Origin of the sequence: Niallia sp. FSL W8-0951, assembly GCF_038006525.1 — a bacterium.
Classification (GTDB): domain Bacteria; phylum Bacillota; class Bacilli; order Bacillales; family Cytobacillaceae; genus Niallia; species Niallia circulans.
Genome location: NZ_JBBOVK010000002.1, coordinates 345,829 through 361,350, shown reverse-complemented (window position 1 = coordinate 361,350; position 15,522 = coordinate 345,829). Strand labels below are relative to the sequence as shown.

Below are 15,522 nucleotides of genomic sequence, written 5' to 3'. Positions count from 1 at the left end.
AAAGATAGATTCGGTGCATGTCAACCATCCGAAAATAGCTCGTTATATACAAAGGTGGATGTTGAAAGTGAAAACAATTGACCAAATTATTGAATTTTTGAAGAGTATCGGAGTAGACGCAGAAAAGGTTTATAGGAATCCAAAGGAGACATACTAGTTTATGGAAAGCGTAAAACAACTCAAGACATACATGGAAGATAATAACTTCAATTTACATGAATTATCAAATGAGCTTAATGAATGGAAAAATAGCTTAATTATTTATAACTTTGCTTTAGATGAAATAAATACGAAACTAAAAATATTAAATGAGGAATTTCAATTTATCCATAATCATAATCCAATCGAGCACATTAAATCACGAATTAAAGATCCAAAGGGTATTATGCAAAAGCTGCATCGAAAAGGGCATGCTATAACAATGGAAAATGCCAAAAAATATATACATGATATTGCAGGAGTTCGAATTACTTGTTCCTTTATTTCGGATATTTACGAAATTTATAATATTATTGAAAAACAAGCTGATATTAAAGTACTGCAGGTAAAAGATTATATTAAAAATCCAAAACCAAATGGCTATAAAAGCTTACATTTAATTATCAGTATTCCTGTTTTCTTAAGTACAGGAATGCAAGAAGTATTTGTTGAAATTCAAATAAGAACGATTGCGATGGACTTTTGGGCAAGCTTAGAACATAAAATCTATTATAAATTCGACAAAGATGTTCCTGCACATTTACTTAATGAATTAAAGGAAGCAGCAGATGCAGCCCATGAACTAGATGTAAAAATGAAGCGAATCAAAGATGGTGTCGATATCGTTCATACAGTAGGGAAGAATCAGCTATTCATATAGTTTGAAAAGGAGCTTCGCAAGAAACGAAGCTCCTTTCTTTGTAGAAACAAAGAAATCCTCGAAATCCAGCATTTATAATTTATATTCAGCGAAAAATATAATCTCCCCCCTATTGAATAAGGTTTCATATCTATTTTTTCGTAAATAATTTATAATAAGAAGATATATTTTAAGGTTAGATGCTATTTGTCTGATTTTGATGAAAAAGGAGAACGAAATGAAAGAACAGCTATTTTGGAGTACATTTAAACCGTTTATACAGGAAAATTGGGAAAAGGCACAGTTTAAACAAGCAACTTCTATTCAAGCACAATCTATCCCGCTAATATTAGAGGGAAAAGATGTAATTGCTGAATCCCCAACAGGAACAGGAAAAACATTGGCATATCTACTACCAGTCTTAAATAACTTGGATACAGAATCGAAGAATATTCAGGCAATCTGTCTTGCTTCCTCTCAAGAACTTGTTATGCAAATTTTAGGAGAAGTACAAAAATGGGGAGAGGGCAGCGGTGTTCGGGCGGCCTCTTTTATTGGAGGAGCAAATGTTAAAAGACAATTAGAAAAACTGAAAAAGCATCCTCATCTTGTCATTTGTACACCTGGAAGAGCATTAGAATTGATTAAACAAAAAAAATTAAAAATGCATGCAGTAAAAACAGTAATTTTAGATGAAGCAGATCAATTGTTAGTACCAGAGCATCTAGAATCTGTTCGTCAAATTATCAAAGCCACTTTAAAAGAAAGACAAGTCGTTTTATTTTCTGCAACATTACCAAAGCAAACAGAAAATATTGCAGCTGAACTTGTTCAAGATGCAGAAATTATTCGCATCAAAAAAGATAAGGTGATTGAAGCAGCTGAAGTAGAGCATATTTATTTCCAAGCGGAATATCGAGATAAAGTAAAGCTACTAGAACCGATCTCTCGTTTAAAGAATGCGAAGATTCTTGTGTTTGTAAAGGATATTGGAAATTTAAGTGTTATCCATGAGAAGTTAGCATTTAAAAAAATTCAGACAAGTATTTTGCATTCTGATCTAAATAAAATGGAGCGTCAAAAGTCATTAACTGATTTTCGAGATGGCAAGAGAAACATGCTTCTAGCAACAGATGTAGCTGCAAGAGGGCTTGATATTCAAAATATTACACATGTTGTTCATTATGACTTAGCTACAGATAAGACTCAGTATATCCATCGGTCTGGAAGGACGGGCAGATTTGGTGCAGCGGGAGTAGTTATTAGTTTAGTGACAGAAAGAGAGGAAAGAGAACTGAAGCAAACAGCTAAGAGGCTAAATCTTCAGTTATCGAGAAAAACCTTTTACCATGGAGAAATGGTGGATTACAAAGTGAGACAAAAAAACAATAAATAATCTTTTTAAAAGCTGGCATCAACCGTAATAGCAGGTTGATGCCAGCTTTTTTATTTGAATTAACATTCATAAATGAAAATATAAGCATAAAAATGGAGAAATTTCACAAGATAATACCATAAATAAACAAAGCACTAAAAGGAAGGGTTAAATGGTAACTTTTGCTTATCTACTAATATTTACATCTATGAGTGTTTTAACAATTGTTCTGGATATTTTTGTATTTCATGAAGGATTTATGAAATGTATAAAAAGAATATATGACGCCGAAGCTGGTGCAGGAGCTATTACCATTGTATTTACTGCAATATTAGGCTTTGTCTGGTCGGTCGTAGTGGATATTCGACTATGGAAAAATAAAAAACAAAGCAGGCAGAAAACTCAAGGATAATTACTCCATTTAGATACCAGTTGCACAACAGAGTATAGAAGTTTCTGCCAGAGCTGGCGGAATACTAATAAAGCAAAAGATGAGGCGCTTGCGCTTTTCTAAAAGGAAGTGTGTTACAGCCATGTTAAAAGAAAGCATTTCGTTAACTCAATTGGCGGCAGTTGTTTTTAATTTCCAAATCGGAAGTACGATTGTAATAGGTCTTGGATTAAAAGCAAAAGAGGATGCATGGATTGTACTTCTGATTGCTTTAGGAATAGGAATTGTCATCACCTTATTTTTTATCTATATGATTTCTTTAGCCCCAGAGAAAAATTTATTCGAGATGTTCGAATATTGCTTTAATCGGCCGATTGCAAAGGGGCTTAGTCTCGTCTATGCAGCTTATTTTTTTTATTATAGCTGTCGAATTATCCGCGACTTTGGAGAGTTGATAGCAAGTACAGTACTTCCCTTAACACCGATTGAGATTTCCACCATTATGCTAGTGTTCGTAATGGGATATATATTGTATATGGGTGTGGAGGTTCTTGCGAGAACCGCAGAGATATTCACTCCTTATGCATTTATCTTCATCATGCTTTTATTTATTTTCTTATATGTTGGTAAAAACCTTGATTTCTCTAATATAAAACCAGTATTAGCTGACGGCTTTAAGCCCTTATGGACTGCTGTGTTTCCCTATGAAATTGTACGGCCGTATGGACAATTACTCGTTTTAACCTTTATATTGAGCAATGTTTCAAATGCTAAATATAGCAAAAAGATTATTATTTATAGTGTTCTGATTTCAAGTTTATTATTGCTGGTTACATCATTGATGATTATTTTGTCTTTAGGATACGAGCTCGAATTACGTTCCAATTTCCCCTTATTAAGTGCAGCTCGACTTGTTTCTATTGGGAATTTTCTACAACGGATCGATGCTATTGTAGTTTTCTGTATGATGCTCGGAACACTTGTAAAAAGCTGTATTTATATATATGGAGGATTAAAGGCAATCGAGTACATTTTTGGTCAATCATTTCGGTATTTTTCGATTCCGATGATTTGTATTGTAGGAGTATTCACAACATTAATTGCGCGAAATTATACCGATCATATGGAGGAGGGATTGCAGTCTAATCCTTTTCTGTTACATCTTCCATTACAATTTGGCCTGCCGGCATTAATGGTATTTATCATGTTAATAAAACATTGGAATAAATCTAACTCCAAGAAAAAAGCAAAAAGTGGAGGACAGAATGTGTTTTAGGAAATAGCGATGAGCGAAATTTTGATTACATTAAATTAAAACCGATAAGGTGCTGAGTGATTATGTTGACAGAAAAACTATCTTTAACCCAAATATTTACGATGATTATCAATTTCCTTCTTGGAAGTTCTATCGTAATTGGCATAGGAATGGAAGCCAAAAGAGATGCATGGATAGTTGTTTTAATTGGAATGATTGTCGGCGTAATTATAATAAGTTTTTATCTTTATTTAATGTCATTGCTTCCAGGGAAAAACTTATATGAGATGATGGAATATTGTTTTTCTAGAAAAGTTGCTATCACTTTAGCTCTCGTGTACTTAAGTTATTTTATCTATGTTTCTGCAAGAGTAATTAGAGACTTTGGGGAATTAATCACTTCTGCTATTCTACCTGTGACACCTATAGAATTTACGATATTAGCGCTTATGTTAGTAATTGGCTATATCTTATATTTAGGGATTGAAGTATTAGGAAGAACAGCTGAAATATTTAGTCCCTATATGTTTTTATTTATCATCCTGCTGTTTATTTTTTTATACGCTGGTGACAAAATAAACCTTACCAATGTACAGCCAGTTTTAAGTAATGGGATAAAGCCAATAATGAAAGCGGCTGTTCCATCTATCATTGCCTTTCCCTTTGGAGAGTTAATAGCATTTACGGTTATTTTCGCTCATATTGGAGAGTTTAAGGCAACGAAGAAGGTTGCCTTAATTAGTGTTATTGTCGCAAGTATCATTTTACTATCTTCCGTTTTTATCATTATAGCCACCTTAGGGGAAAATACAGCCATGCGAGCAAATTTCCCACTATTAATAGCGGCAAGACTTGTTAGTATAGGGGAGTTTTTGGAAAGGATTGACGTGCTCGTTGTGTTTATTATGATGCTGGGAATATTAATCAAAAGTTCTGTGTTTCTATATGGCGGCTTAAAAGGAATGGAGTATGTTTTTCGGATACCTTACCGATATTTTGCTATGCCTGTTGCCTGTATCACAACGATGTTTAGCATCTTCATTTCTACGGATTTTTCGGATCATATTGTGGAAGGGTTAAATGTAGACTTATTTCTTGTTCATGTTCCACTGGAACTTATGGTACCTATTTTGATTACATTTGTGTTGTTAATAAAAAAATGGAAAGAACAAAGGGATGAAAAAAGGGGGTTAAAAATATGAATTATTTTAAAAAATTGATGTCTATAAATAGCAAAAAAGAAATACCCTCTAAAGTCGTTCCGACCGAAGCGAAAGAAATAGGGATAGAAGAACTTACCTTTGAAGCATTGAGAGAAGTGATAGGTTTAACCTTTGGAAATACAGCTGATTTGCAGTCAGATGTGATTCGAGTAGGAAAAAGTGAGGGATGTATTTATTATTTAGAAACTGTAGTAAATACAGAAATGTTAAAAGAGATGTTAGGGAATACGTTAGAGAATTCAGCAGATAAAGATATTGTTGTTGATACAATTGAAGACCTACAGAGCTTAAGTAAAAAGAGCTTTGGTGTTTCAGGATATAAATTATTAAAAAAGGTTAATGAAATTGTTTCTTCTCTCCTGGAAGGACGTATTGTTATTGTTTTTAGAGGTGTTGGGCAGGCGCTTAGTTTAAATTATTTAAATAGTGAAGGCAGGTCAGTAGCCGAGCCTACTACACAGACAGTCGTACGGGGACCAAAGGACTCTTTTGTAGAAGATGCCTCTACAAATATCAATTTAATAAGAAAAAGAATAAGAAACCATCAATTGCGTTTTGAAAAATTTATGATAGGAAACGAAACACGTACAAATGTATACATGGGGTATATGTATTCCATTGCAAATGAAAAAATAGTAGCAGAAGTAAGGTCTCGATTAAATAAAATTAATATTTCTGCTGTCTTCGAGTCAGCGAATGTTGAAGAATTAATTGTAGATAAAAGTTTGACTGTTTTTCCGTTAGCGATGAATACAGAGCGTCCAGATGCAGTAGCTACCTATTTAATGGATGCAAAAATTGTCATCATCATTGATGGATCGCCATTTGTATTAATCGTTCCGGCTGTACTGACTGATTTTTTCACTTCTCCGGAAGATAACTATCAAAACTATTTTATGAGTAGTTTTGTTCGTTTAATTCGCTACCTATCTTTTATGATTGGTTTAATTATGCCTTCCGCTTATGTAGGAGTTTTGACCTTTCACCCAGAACTGCTGCCAACTACTTTATTACTGAGTGTTATTGCACAGCGGGAGGATGTACCTTTTCCAGCTGTAGTGGAAGTGTTTATCATGGAAATTACTTTTGAAATTTTAAGAGAGGCAGGGGTAAGAATGCCGCGGGCCGTTGGTCAGACGGTTTCGATTGTAGGAGCATTAGTTATTGGACAGGCAGCCGCTGAAGCGGGAATCATTTCCAATATTATGGTTATTATTGTCGCGATTACTGCGATTGCTAATTTCGTTTTTCCTAATTATAGCTTCGCGAACGCATCTAGACTTATTCGATTCGTTCTTATCATTGTTGCCTCTATTTTAGGGTTATATGGGGTTCTTTTAATACTTGTATTTATGGTTGCACACTTAAGTTCTCTTCGTTCCTTTGGGGTTCCTTATTTAGCACCTGTTGCTCCATTTATTGTCGAAGATCAAAAAGATGTATTTGTTCGTTTTCCACTATGGTCCATTAATAAGCGTTCTTCCTATTTAAGTCCAAATGTAAAGAATAAGCAAAAGCCACAAGGGTCCCCGTCTCCGCCTAAACCGGAAAGTGGGAAGAAAAAGTGAAGAAAATTTGTGTCTTTCTATGTATATTAAACTGTTTGTTTCTATTAACTGGTTGTTGGGATCGAAAAGAATTATCAGAAATTAAATTAGTGGCAGGAATGGCCATTGATAAAGGCGAAAATGCAAAATATAAATTGACAGTAGAGGCCTTAAATGCAGTAGAATTAAATACCCAAACTGCTTCTGGAAATGCTCCGACAATAGTAGAAGGCATTGAGGGAAACACTATTTCTGAAATTACGCATCTCTTAAATGAGTACTATGCACAGTTCCTGGTTTTCTCTCATATGAAGATACTGGTAATCAGCGAGGAAATAGCTAGGTCGGGAATGCTTGATTTTATTGACTTCTTGGAAAGGAATAGGGAAATACGGGATGACTTTAATATTATTATTGCAAAAGATGGAAAGGCAGAAGATATTTTAAAAATAGTTGCCCATTATAGAAAGGCTTCCTCTTTAAAGTTATCCCCGCAATTGGATCATTTATTAGAGGATTGGGGAGGAGACCCAGGAATGAGTATTATTGAGTTTATCTCCGAATTGAACCTAGAAGGGAAAGAACCAGTGTTAGCTACTGTCCGCGTAAAAGGAGATGTAGAAAAAGGAAAGAGTATGGAAAATATCATGAAGGTGACTCCTGATGCAATAGTAGTCGTTGATTCTCTGGCGATATTTAAAAAGGGCAAATTGGTCGGTTTTCTGAGCATGGAAGATTCGAGAAATTATTTGTGGATTAGAAATAAATTAAAAACTACTTCTTTGTCCATTAAATGCAAACAGGGAGACTATAGTTCTGTGCGTGTAACAGAATCACAAACAGAAATAACTTCTAAATGGAAGAATAATAAGCCTGCTATTCATGTTGGGATAAAAGCAGAAGGATATCTGGAGGGAACACAATGCTATAAAAGTGTAGATAAGCTAGGTACCATTGAAAAATATGAAAAACTAGTGAATAAAGTTTTATCCCAAGAAATATCCAATAGCATTTCACATGTTCAAAGCCAATATGAATCAGATATTTACGGATTTGGAGAAGCAATGAGACGACAAGACTATGATTCATTTATGAAAATAAAAGACAAGTGGGATCAAGAATTTTCAAAAGCAGATATTAAAGTAGATGTAGATTTTGTTCTGAGAAGATCAGGAATTCGCTCCAAGAGCTTTTTGACAGGTACAGAAAAATAATTACTAAAGGAGAAAAACTGTTCCATTATGAACAGTCAGCTTGTCGACAAAAAGATATTGGAGAAGTAAAAATGCATTTTCATGCGTTGCTTGGAGTGGAGGGGGTGAGATTCCTGCGGGATTAGCGAGACAGTCTGAGACCCTGCAGGCTGTAAGCCGAAGTGGCTCAGCGCGAGCCCCACGGAAAGCGAACCCCCGGAGCGGAAAGTAACGTATAAATTCAAAGAGATTAATAAATATACTTTACTCAAACTTCTATTTCCAAAATACAGGAGTTTGTCTACAGTCTGAAACTGTTCCATTATGAACAGTTTTTTCTTTGCTTATTAGGATTAGTATTTTCTAAGACTAAAGTTGTAGAGCAAAATCAAGCTAAGGCATGTTATGAAAAAAACAGGAAGAAGGTAACATAGTAGATAAGAAAGGAGCGAAACGCAAAATGAAAAAATTTGGTTTATTTCTTATTGGGGCGGCCGCCTCTATCATCCTTTTATCACAGATAGGTCCAATACTCGGTTTAGTTATTAGTGCAGCAATTCTTTATTTTGCCTTTAAGCAATACACGAAAGCAACAAGCACATCAGGAAAGCTGGGGTGGGGGATAGCAGGAGTGATTATGCTTATTATAACAGCAAGTAACCTGCCAGCGATCATCGGATTAGCAGCCGCGTATGTATTGTATCTTGTTTACAAAAAGTGGAACAACAAGCAGACCATTATTACAAATAAAACAGCGGATGACCCTTTTGCGAATTTTGAAAAACAGTGGTCAGAATTAAATAAATAAGGAGAGGTTAATATGACAAATCTATTAGAAAGAATAAAAAATACGGTAATGGCAGACATTAATCATTTATTAGATAAGAAGGAAGAAAAAAATCCAATCGCGCTTTTAAATCAATATGTAAGAGAATGTGAGAAAGAGACAGATAAAGTAAAAAAAATGGTCGAAAGACAATATAAATTAAAAGAAGAGTTCATGAAGGAATTACAACAGGCTGAACAAATGGCGGAGAAAAGACAAAGACAGGCTGAGGTGGCTGGCAAAGCAGGAGAAGAAGAGCTTTTTGCTTATGCTAAGCAGGAGCAGACTCATTATGAAGAAAGAGTATTACGCTTAACCGAATCGTTAAAAAATACAGAGCAGCAATTGCATGAAATAGAAACGAAATATATGGATATGAAACATAAATTGAAGGATATGAAAATACGCCAGATGGAACTGATGGCAAAAGAAAATATAACAAAAGCACACCATACAATGAATAAAGTATTAGAAGAAAAACAGGCGAGTCCAACAAATCCAACACGCTTTAGCGAAATGGAACAATATATAGAAACGTTAGAAGAAAAAATAAATACAGAATATTATAAACAAACAATGGACGAAAAGTTAGCAGCATTAGAGAAAGATATGCTAAAAAAAGAAGATGACTCCATTTCCTTATAAAAAAATGGTATTCTAAAAGAGGCTGGTGTGGTAAAGCCAGCCTTCAATTATTTAAGATCTTCATCCAAATAAAATAAAGAAGGGAGAGAATAGCCAATGTTTAAACAATTAAAAGATAACTATGCAAATTGGTTTTATGTAGTTGGAGGTTTTTTGTTATTAGAAATCTTCGTCTTTAATCCCGGACTAATCTTTTCCCTTCTTGTTTCAATTGGCATGATTTATATATCAAAGAAATCACGGCAAGGCGGAGCTGGAAAGATTCTTTTTTGGATAGGGAGCCTGCTTTTAATCATTAGCATACTAAATATGGTTACAGTGAAAATTATCTTGTTTACACTCCTTGCCTATTACCTTTTTCAATTATTTCAAAAAAAGAATAATGAGGATATTATAAAACCAATCATAAAGGATAAGGAAACGGCCATACAGACAGACGAAATAAAAATAAAGAAAAAGCCCTTATTTACGAATTCTCTCTTTAGCCGTAATACCACACCAGATCACGTATATGAATGGGATGATATCAATATTCAGGGTGGCATAACGAATACTACTGTGGATCTTAGTTACACGGTGTTACCAGAAGGAGAAACAGTTATTATGATTCGAAATATTGTAGGAGATGTGAAGGTATATATCCCTTATGATATGGATGTTAGTATTCACCATTCCAGTTTATTTGGTTCCTATCAAATATTTGGTGAAGCTGAAGAAAATATATGGAATCAAAATATAAGCATTCGGACAGCTGGATATGATCAGGCTGAGACTAGAGTGAAAATTTTCACCTCATTAATTACTGGTAGCTTAGAGGTGAAAAGAATATGAGTATTATAACGAGACAAATTTTGTGGGGAGTATGTGCATCCCTTCTTTTACTTGTATTCTTTTCCATAAGCTATCTAATCGTCTTTCCGCCGGCAACCTGGAGTGCTTTGTGGGAAAAAGAGGTAATGGATGTTCCATTTATTTTATTTTTAATCAGTGTAGATATTACATTAGGTGTTTTAATTGGTTATTTATCAGGATTTTCCTGGAAAAAACAAATCCGTTCCATAGAAGAAACCTTACATACAATGGATAAAATGGAGTATTATCCAGTTCAGCCAATTGGTTCCACAGAGGAGCTCCAATCTTTAAGCTATAGAATCATTCAGCTGCAGAATCAATTAGTGGAACAAATGAAGCTATCTCAAAAACTCGTAAATGAGAAAGCGGAAGATCAAGAGGTGAAGGTTCAAACTGTCATTATTGCAGAGCGAAATCGTTTGGCCAGAGAATTGCACGATTCTGTGAGCCAACAATTATTTGCAGCATCGATGCTGTTATCAGCAATTAATGAAACAAGACCGAAAACGAATGATCATGAATCACGGCAATTACAGCTAGTAGAGGAAACGATTCAGCAGTCTCAATTAGAGATGAGAGCTTTATTGCTTCATTTACGACCAATCGCTTTAAAAGGAAAAACGTTAAAAGCGGGAATTATAGAATTATTACATGAACTACAGCAAAAGGTATCTTTGGAAATGGAAATGAAACTAGAAGATATCGATTTGGATAAAGGAATTGAAGATCATCTTTTTCGAATTCTTCAAGAATCGGTATCCAATACATTAAGGCATGCAAAGGCAAGTTCCTTAGAAGTACAGCTTATTCAGAGGGAGGCATTTGTTATATTGCGAATAATCGATGATGGTGTCGGCTTTAATGTGGATAAGAGGAAAGCAGGATCTTATGGACTTCAAAATATGCACGAAAGAGCAGCTGAAATTGGCGGAGTATTAAAATTAATAAGTTTGGAAAATAAAGGAACAAGATTAGAAGTGAAAGTGCCAATTTTGGGAAGAAAGGAGGATTTAAATGATTAGAGTATTGCTAGTGGATGATCATGAAATGGTGCGGATTGGAGTCTCTTCTTATTTATCTGCACAGACAGATATTGAAGTTGTTGCAGAGGCGGAAAATGGCAGTAAAGCTGTTGAGCTTGCTCTTCAATTAAAGCCAGATGTGATTTTGATGGATTTAGTAATGGATGAAATGGATGGAATTGAGGCAACGAGGCAAATAATAGAAGCATGGCAGGAGGCAAAGATAATTATTGTCACCAGTTTTCTTGATGATGAGAAGGTATATCCTGCTTTGCAGGCGGGTGCAACAAGCTATATGCTCAAAACATCCAAGGCGAGTGAAATTGCAAGAGCTGTGCGCGAAACATATCAAGGCCAAATTGTCCTAGAGCCTGAAGTTACTGATAAAATGATGACAAAAATGCGAGAAAAGAAAACTACGCCTCTGCACGAAGAGCTAACTACCCGAGAAATGGAGATTCTCTTGTTGATGGCGGAAGGGAAGAGTAATCAGGAAATTGCAGACGAATTATTTATTGCATTAAAAACAGTGAAAACACATGTAAGTAATATATTAAGTAAACTGCAAGTACAGGATCGCACTCAGGCTGTCATTTACGCTTTTAAGCACTCACTTGTAGAATAAACAAAAAATAAAAAACCTTATATGCAAGTGAATAGGTCCCTTAATCAAACGTTTAATTAAGACATTTCTCTCTCTTCAATTAAGAAAAAGACAATCTAGGAAAATATTTTTTGAACTTGTCTCATATGATGATAAAGAAGAGAAAATAAACACACATCTTTTACTTACATGCTTGTGGAAGATAGATTGAGGGAGAGATTCATGAGTTCATTTTATAAAGGGACCTTTTTATTAATTGTTACCGCGTTTTTTGGCGAATGTATCGAATTCATTATTAATATGGTAATGGCAAGGGAACTTGGAGAGCATGGACTAGGTTTATTTATGACCATATTACCTACTATCTTTCTTATTGTACTGCTTGCTACCTTTGAATTGCCAACATCCATTTCGAAATTTATTGCTGAAAAAGATTCCAAATATCATTTATCGATGCTGCAGCAAGTATTAAAGTGGACCATTATTTTTACTATTTTTCTAACCATCATCGCATCTATCATCATACCTTTTATCCCTATTTTTTATTCCTATCATCCACTCTTGAAGTGGCTAGTTATTCTTCTATTGCCGATTATTTCCTTTACTTCTATTGCGAGAGGTTATTTTATGGGGAAACAGCAAATGGGGAAAATTGCGGCTTCTAATTTTTTGAAAAAAATTATTCAATTAGGTTTATTAGTCTTTTTGTTTCAATGGTTTTCCTTTGATTTAAATACTTCTGTATTGATTGCCTTTTTTACCATTGTAGGGAGTGATACAGTTGTCTTATTGTACTTATTGCATATGTTTTTCGTGCAATATCAGCGGATTAAAAAGGGGAAAAATGAAAGCATGAATGGGAAAGTCATTTGGAAGGATTTATTATCTGTGTCTATTCCGACAACAGGTCTTCGAATATTTCATGCTCTAACACATGCCATTCAGCCTTTTCTCATCAAAGGGGCACTTGTTGCATCAGGAATAACAGCAGCAAATGCGACAGAACAGTATGGAATGCTTGCAGGGATAGCAATGACGATAGGTTTTTTTCCAGCTTTTATATCCCATAGCTTTATGACAATGCTGATACCAACTGTTTCGAAAGCGTATGTACAAAAAGACTATCCAAAACTACAAAGATTATTGCAGCAAGTGATGATCATAACAGCAATTTATGGAACCATATCTGTTGGGATTTTTTATTTTTACGCGGAAACACTTACGATGACCTTTTTTCACTCTACTCAGGCAGCTATAATTGTGCAGCTTTTATGGCCCTATTTTTTACTTCATTACTTCACCATTCCCATGCAAGCATATTTAATTGGTTTGGGCTTGTTGAAAGATGCGGTTTTTCATAGTGTGTGGGCAACATCATTCTCTTATGCAGCGATTTATTATTTAGGATCTTTAAGCCAGCTTCAAATGAGCGGAATTGCAATTGGAATGAATTTAGGAGCTGTTATATTAGCTTCCATGCATTATTTAACAATATGCAAAAAAATAGGAGTTTCAATGTGGCTGACACCAGTGAATAAATTCCAATAAAAAATTTTAAAAAAAGTGTAGGGATTCGCAGAGGAGCTAGCGTTTATTAAGTAGAATCGTAAAACTGGGAAGGGGAAAAGAAAGAACATGGAATCCCTAATAAATAAAACATATACTGTGGGAAATCAAGAAGAATTATTTGAACATGTCGTGAAGGAATACGGAAAATCAATTTATATCTATATATTATCGCTTGTTAAGCATAAAGAACTAGCGGAAGATTTGTATCAAGAAGTATTAATTTCCGCTTATACCTCATTTGGCAGCTTTGAAGATCACCATAAAGTGAAAAGCTGGCTCTATAAAATTGCTCTAAATAAGTGTAGAGACTACTGGAGAAAAGAGAAAACATCAAAGAAGTTTTGGGAAGAGTCTGTTTATACATATGCAAGAGATACTTCTGTGGCATTGGAACCTGAGGAAACATTAATGAGCAAATGTGAAAAAGAAGAGATGATTGATACATTGGAAGAATTACCAAATATGTATAAAGAACCTTTACTGCTTTTTTATTACCATAATCAAACATTGGTAGAGATAAGCAACCATACAAAAACGCCATTATCAACGGTCAAAACAAGAATGAAACGTGCGAAGGATCAATTGAAGCCAAAAGTTATGAATAAAAAGATTGTTTATTTATGAGAGAAAACTTGAATCAGTTGCTTCTCCCTACTGATTCAAGTTTTCCTATTCTGTACATAAATGTCTGATTGCTTTTAACTAATTATCACTAAATGATAGGAACAGTCCAAGTAATGGAAATTCCTTATTCATTCGCAAAATTACATCGAAACTACTAAACTAATTACTATTTCTTTGTTTATTATAGTAATTTACGGAATACATCGCGCCTTCATTTACCATATTGTTGTCACCAATATCATCTGGAGCGGGATTTCCTGCTTTAGAAAGTAAGTCCTCTTGTTGCGTAGAATTGAATTTGCTTTTAAAGCGATGAAAAATGTCTTTCCCTTTTGATGTGAACAGGAAAAAGCTTCCTAATCCAGCCCCGACAATTGCAAAAGTACGCATTGAATTTTTTCCAAACATGAGAGATTCCCTCCTAATTTATTCCTTCTCGTTCCATTCTATTTTTTATTTACCCTATTATAAGTTTTACAAACGTCATTCAGGGAATAATAATTGAAAAGCGATTAAGGGGGGATTCAAGTGAAAAGATACCGTTTAGAGAACTGGGAGTGGTTTCAGCTATTGGAAGAAGCGGATATACAGGAAGTGTCCTTAGAAAAGGGTCCATTAATAAATACATGGTTTCGCGATATAAAAGGAAATCGAAGTAACTATCTTCATATTGATACGTCAGAAGAAGACCAAGAAATATTAAGTGGTTCGCTTATATACCATAGAGAAATAGATAAAAAAGAAGACTATGAAATTTTCCATTTTTTCTTATCAAGGGATACATTAATTACTTATGATTATAAGGATAATAGTTTACATATTGATAGAAACAATCTAATAAAAGAGATAAAGCATGCACAAACACCGATTGAAGGATTTATGGTTATTCTAGGAAAAGTAATGACAGATATTTTGTATCATATAGATGCTTATGAACAACAGTTAGAACAATTGATTTGGGATGTTAAACAAAGAAATAGTATAAAAACATTAGATAAAGTGTATCAGTCTAGACATGAACTTCTTGTTTGGAAGAATGTCATGATCCCTTTTCTTGAAATCAGATACTCATTAGAGGAAGCTTTTGGCGAGGAAATTACCAAAGGAAAAGTATATGCTCGTGTTACTAAGAGAATCGAAAGAGGATTAATTTTGGTGGAAGAATACCAAAAAGAATTAAATAATCTCGTTAATTTTGAAGAGGTAGTATCCCAGCATAGAGGAAACGAAATTATGAAAACCCTGACGGTATTCACTACAATATGTACACCAATTATGGCTTGGGGAGCATTATGGGGAATGAACTTTGAGATTATGCCAGAACTAAAATGGAAATTCGGCTACGTTTTTTCTTTAGCAGTGATTATTGGCTCAACGGTTGTTGTATATTTCTATCTTAAATCACGAGGGTGGATGGGGGATCTGTTAAAAGCCCGGAAGAAAAATTCTTTTTTTCGATAACCCTAATCCAAGCAATATTAGACTCTTCCTCCTAAATTAGCATATAATAAGATGGTAGATAGGATAAAAAGGAAGAAAACTCCCATGAATATGCAAG

The 15,522-nt window shown here is 34.5% G+C and carries 16 protein-coding genes; 15 read left to right on the top strand and 1 reads right to left on the bottom strand.

Features of this window, described 5'->3' with window-relative positions; all coding sequences use genetic code 11:
- The first annotated feature begins 190 nt into the window (after positions 1-190).
- The 14 genes from NSS71_RS21705 to NSS71_RS21640 all read left to right on the top strand — a co-directional run bounded on the left by NSS71_RS21705 (position 191) and on the right by NSS71_RS21640 (position 13,964).
- Complete coding sequence (locus NSS71_RS21705; protein WP_047941826.1) at positions 191-859, top strand: GTP pyrophosphokinase; 669 nt, start codon at positions 191-193, stop codon at positions 857-859.
- Between the two features lie 217 nt (positions 860-1,076).
- On the top strand, positions 1,077-2,234 hold the full coding sequence (locus NSS71_RS21700) for a DEAD/DEAH box helicase (RefSeq protein WP_341152033.1): 1,158 nt from the start codon (positions 1,077-1,079) through the stop codon (positions 2,232-2,234).
- A 151-nt stretch (positions 2,235-2,385) separates the two neighbouring features.
- Positions 2,386-2,625: a hypothetical protein gene (locus NSS71_RS21695; protein ID WP_341152032.1), complete on the top strand. Its 240-nt coding sequence runs from the start codon at positions 2,386-2,388 to the stop codon at positions 2,623-2,625.
- 121 nt (positions 2,626-2,746) lie between these two features.
- Positions 2,747-3,880, top strand: coding sequence for a GerAB/ArcD/ProY family transporter (locus tag NSS71_RS21690; protein ID WP_341152031.1), 1,134 nt, complete (start codon positions 2,747-2,749; stop codon positions 3,878-3,880).
- Between the two features lie 62 nt (positions 3,881-3,942).
- Complete coding sequence (locus NSS71_RS21685) at positions 3,943-5,061, top strand: GerAB/ArcD/ProY family transporter (RefSeq protein WP_095259144.1); 1,119 nt, start codon at positions 3,943-3,945, stop codon at positions 5,059-5,061.
- The gene (locus NSS71_RS21680) at positions 5,058-6,650 is read left to right on the top strand and encodes a spore germination protein (RefSeq protein WP_251687944.1); all 1,593 of its coding nucleotides are present in this window, start codon (positions 5,058-5,060) and stop codon (positions 6,648-6,650) included. The genes NSS71_RS21685 and NSS71_RS21680 overlap by 4 nt, the downstream gene beginning before the upstream one ends.
- Positions 6,647-7,843 carry a Ger(x)C family spore germination protein gene (locus tag NSS71_RS21675; RefSeq protein WP_047941751.1) on the top strand — a complete coding sequence of 399 codons (1,197 nt, stop codon included), beginning with the start codon at positions 6,647-6,649 and terminating at the stop codon, positions 7,841-7,843. Before NSS71_RS21680 ends, NSS71_RS21675 begins: the two co-directional genes overlap by 4 nt.
- A 439-nt stretch (positions 7,844-8,282) precedes the next feature.
- The gene (locus NSS71_RS21670; RefSeq protein WP_047941750.1) at positions 8,283-8,630 is read left to right on the top strand and encodes a lmo0954 family membrane protein; all 348 of its coding nucleotides are present in this window, start codon (positions 8,283-8,285) and stop codon (positions 8,628-8,630) included.
- A gap of 12 nt (positions 8,631-8,642) precedes the next feature.
- Positions 8,643-9,293, top strand: a complete 651-nt coding sequence (locus NSS71_RS21665) for a PspA/IM30 family protein (RefSeq protein WP_047941749.1) — start codon at positions 8,643-8,645, stop codon at positions 9,291-9,293.
- A 96-nt stretch (positions 9,294-9,389) separates the two neighbouring features.
- Positions 9,390-10,124, top strand: a complete 735-nt coding sequence (liaF, locus tag NSS71_RS21660) for a cell wall-active antibiotics response protein LiaF (protein ID WP_047941748.1) — start codon at positions 9,390-9,392, stop codon at positions 10,122-10,124.
- Positions 10,121-11,167 carry a sensor histidine kinase gene (locus tag NSS71_RS21655; RefSeq protein WP_047941747.1) on the top strand — a complete coding sequence of 349 codons (1,047 nt, stop codon included), beginning with the start codon at positions 10,121-10,123 and terminating at the stop codon, positions 11,165-11,167. Before liaF ends, NSS71_RS21655 begins: the two co-directional genes overlap by 4 nt.
- Complete coding sequence (locus NSS71_RS21650) at positions 11,160-11,792, top strand: response regulator (RefSeq protein WP_047941746.1); 633 nt, start codon at positions 11,160-11,162, stop codon at positions 11,790-11,792. Before NSS71_RS21655 ends, NSS71_RS21650 begins: the two co-directional genes overlap by 8 nt.
- Before the next feature lie 201 nt (positions 11,793-11,993).
- On the top strand, positions 11,994-13,319 hold the full coding sequence (locus tag NSS71_RS21645; RefSeq protein WP_047941745.1) for an oligosaccharide flippase family protein: 1,326 nt from the start codon (positions 11,994-11,996) through the stop codon (positions 13,317-13,319).
- Positions 13,320-13,406: 87 nt separating this feature from the next.
- Positions 13,407-13,964 carry an RNA polymerase sigma factor gene (locus tag NSS71_RS21640; RefSeq protein ID WP_047941744.1) on the top strand — a complete coding sequence of 186 codons (558 nt, stop codon included), beginning with the start codon at positions 13,407-13,409 and terminating at the stop codon, positions 13,962-13,964.
- Positions 13,965-14,123: 159 nt separating this feature from the next.
- Here NSS71_RS21640 and NSS71_RS21635 read toward each other — a convergent pair whose 3' ends face one another.
- On the bottom strand, positions 14,124-14,372 hold the full coding sequence (locus tag NSS71_RS21635; RefSeq protein WP_061799916.1) for a hypothetical protein: 249 nt from the start codon (positions 14,370-14,372) through the stop codon (positions 14,124-14,126).
- Positions 14,373-14,492: 120 nt separating this feature from the next.
- Here NSS71_RS21635 and NSS71_RS21630 point away from each other — a divergent pair, with 120 nt between their 5' ends.
- Positions 14,493-15,425 carry a magnesium transporter CorA family protein gene (locus NSS71_RS21630; RefSeq protein WP_061799914.1) on the top strand — a complete coding sequence of 311 codons (933 nt, stop codon included), beginning with the start codon at positions 14,493-14,495 and terminating at the stop codon, positions 15,423-15,425.
- Positions 15,426-15,522: the final 97 nt, after the last annotated feature.

Bases quoted from the DNA above. Each gene is read 5' to 3' on its own strand.
- NSS71_RS21705 (WP_047941826.1), top strand. From the start codon at position 191: ATGGAAGATAATAACTTCAATTTACATGAATTATCAAATGAGCTTAAT.
- NSS71_RS21700 (WP_341152033.1), top strand. From the start codon at position 1,077: ATGAAAGAACAGCTATTTTGGAGTACATTTAAACCGTTTATACAGGAA.
- NSS71_RS21695 (WP_341152032.1), top strand. From the start codon at position 2,386: ATGGTAACTTTTGCTTATCTACTAATATTTACATCTATGAGTGTTTTA.
- NSS71_RS21690 (WP_341152031.1), top strand. From the start codon at position 2,747: ATGTTAAAAGAAAGCATTTCGTTAACTCAATTGGCGGCAGTTGTTTTT.
- NSS71_RS21685 (WP_095259144.1), top strand. From the start codon at position 3,943: ATGTTGACAGAAAAACTATCTTTAACCCAAATATTTACGATGATTATC.
- NSS71_RS21680 (WP_251687944.1), top strand. From the start codon at position 5,058: ATGAATTATTTTAAAAAATTGATGTCTATAAATAGCAAAAAAGAAATA.
- NSS71_RS21670 (WP_047941750.1), top strand. From the start codon at position 8,283: ATGAAAAAATTTGGTTTATTTCTTATTGGGGCGGCCGCCTCTATCATC.
- NSS71_RS21665 (WP_047941749.1), top strand. From the start codon at position 8,643: ATGACAAATCTATTAGAAAGAATAAAAAATACGGTAATGGCAGACATT.
- liaF (WP_047941748.1), top strand. From the start codon at position 9,390: ATGTTTAAACAATTAAAAGATAACTATGCAAATTGGTTTTATGTAGTT.
- NSS71_RS21655 (WP_047941747.1), top strand. From the start codon at position 10,121: ATGAGTATTATAACGAGACAAATTTTGTGGGGAGTATGTGCATCCCTT.
- NSS71_RS21650 (WP_047941746.1), top strand. From the start codon at position 11,160: ATGATTAGAGTATTGCTAGTGGATGATCATGAAATGGTGCGGATTGGA.
- NSS71_RS21645 (WP_047941745.1), top strand. From the start codon at position 11,994: ATGAGTTCATTTTATAAAGGGACCTTTTTATTAATTGTTACCGCGTTT.
- NSS71_RS21640 (WP_047941744.1), top strand. From the start codon at position 13,407: ATGGAATCCCTAATAAATAAAACATATACTGTGGGAAATCAAGAAGAA.
- NSS71_RS21635 (WP_061799916.1), bottom strand. From the start codon at position 14,372: ATGTTTGGAAAAAATTCAATGCGTACTTTTGCAATTGTCGGGGCTGGA.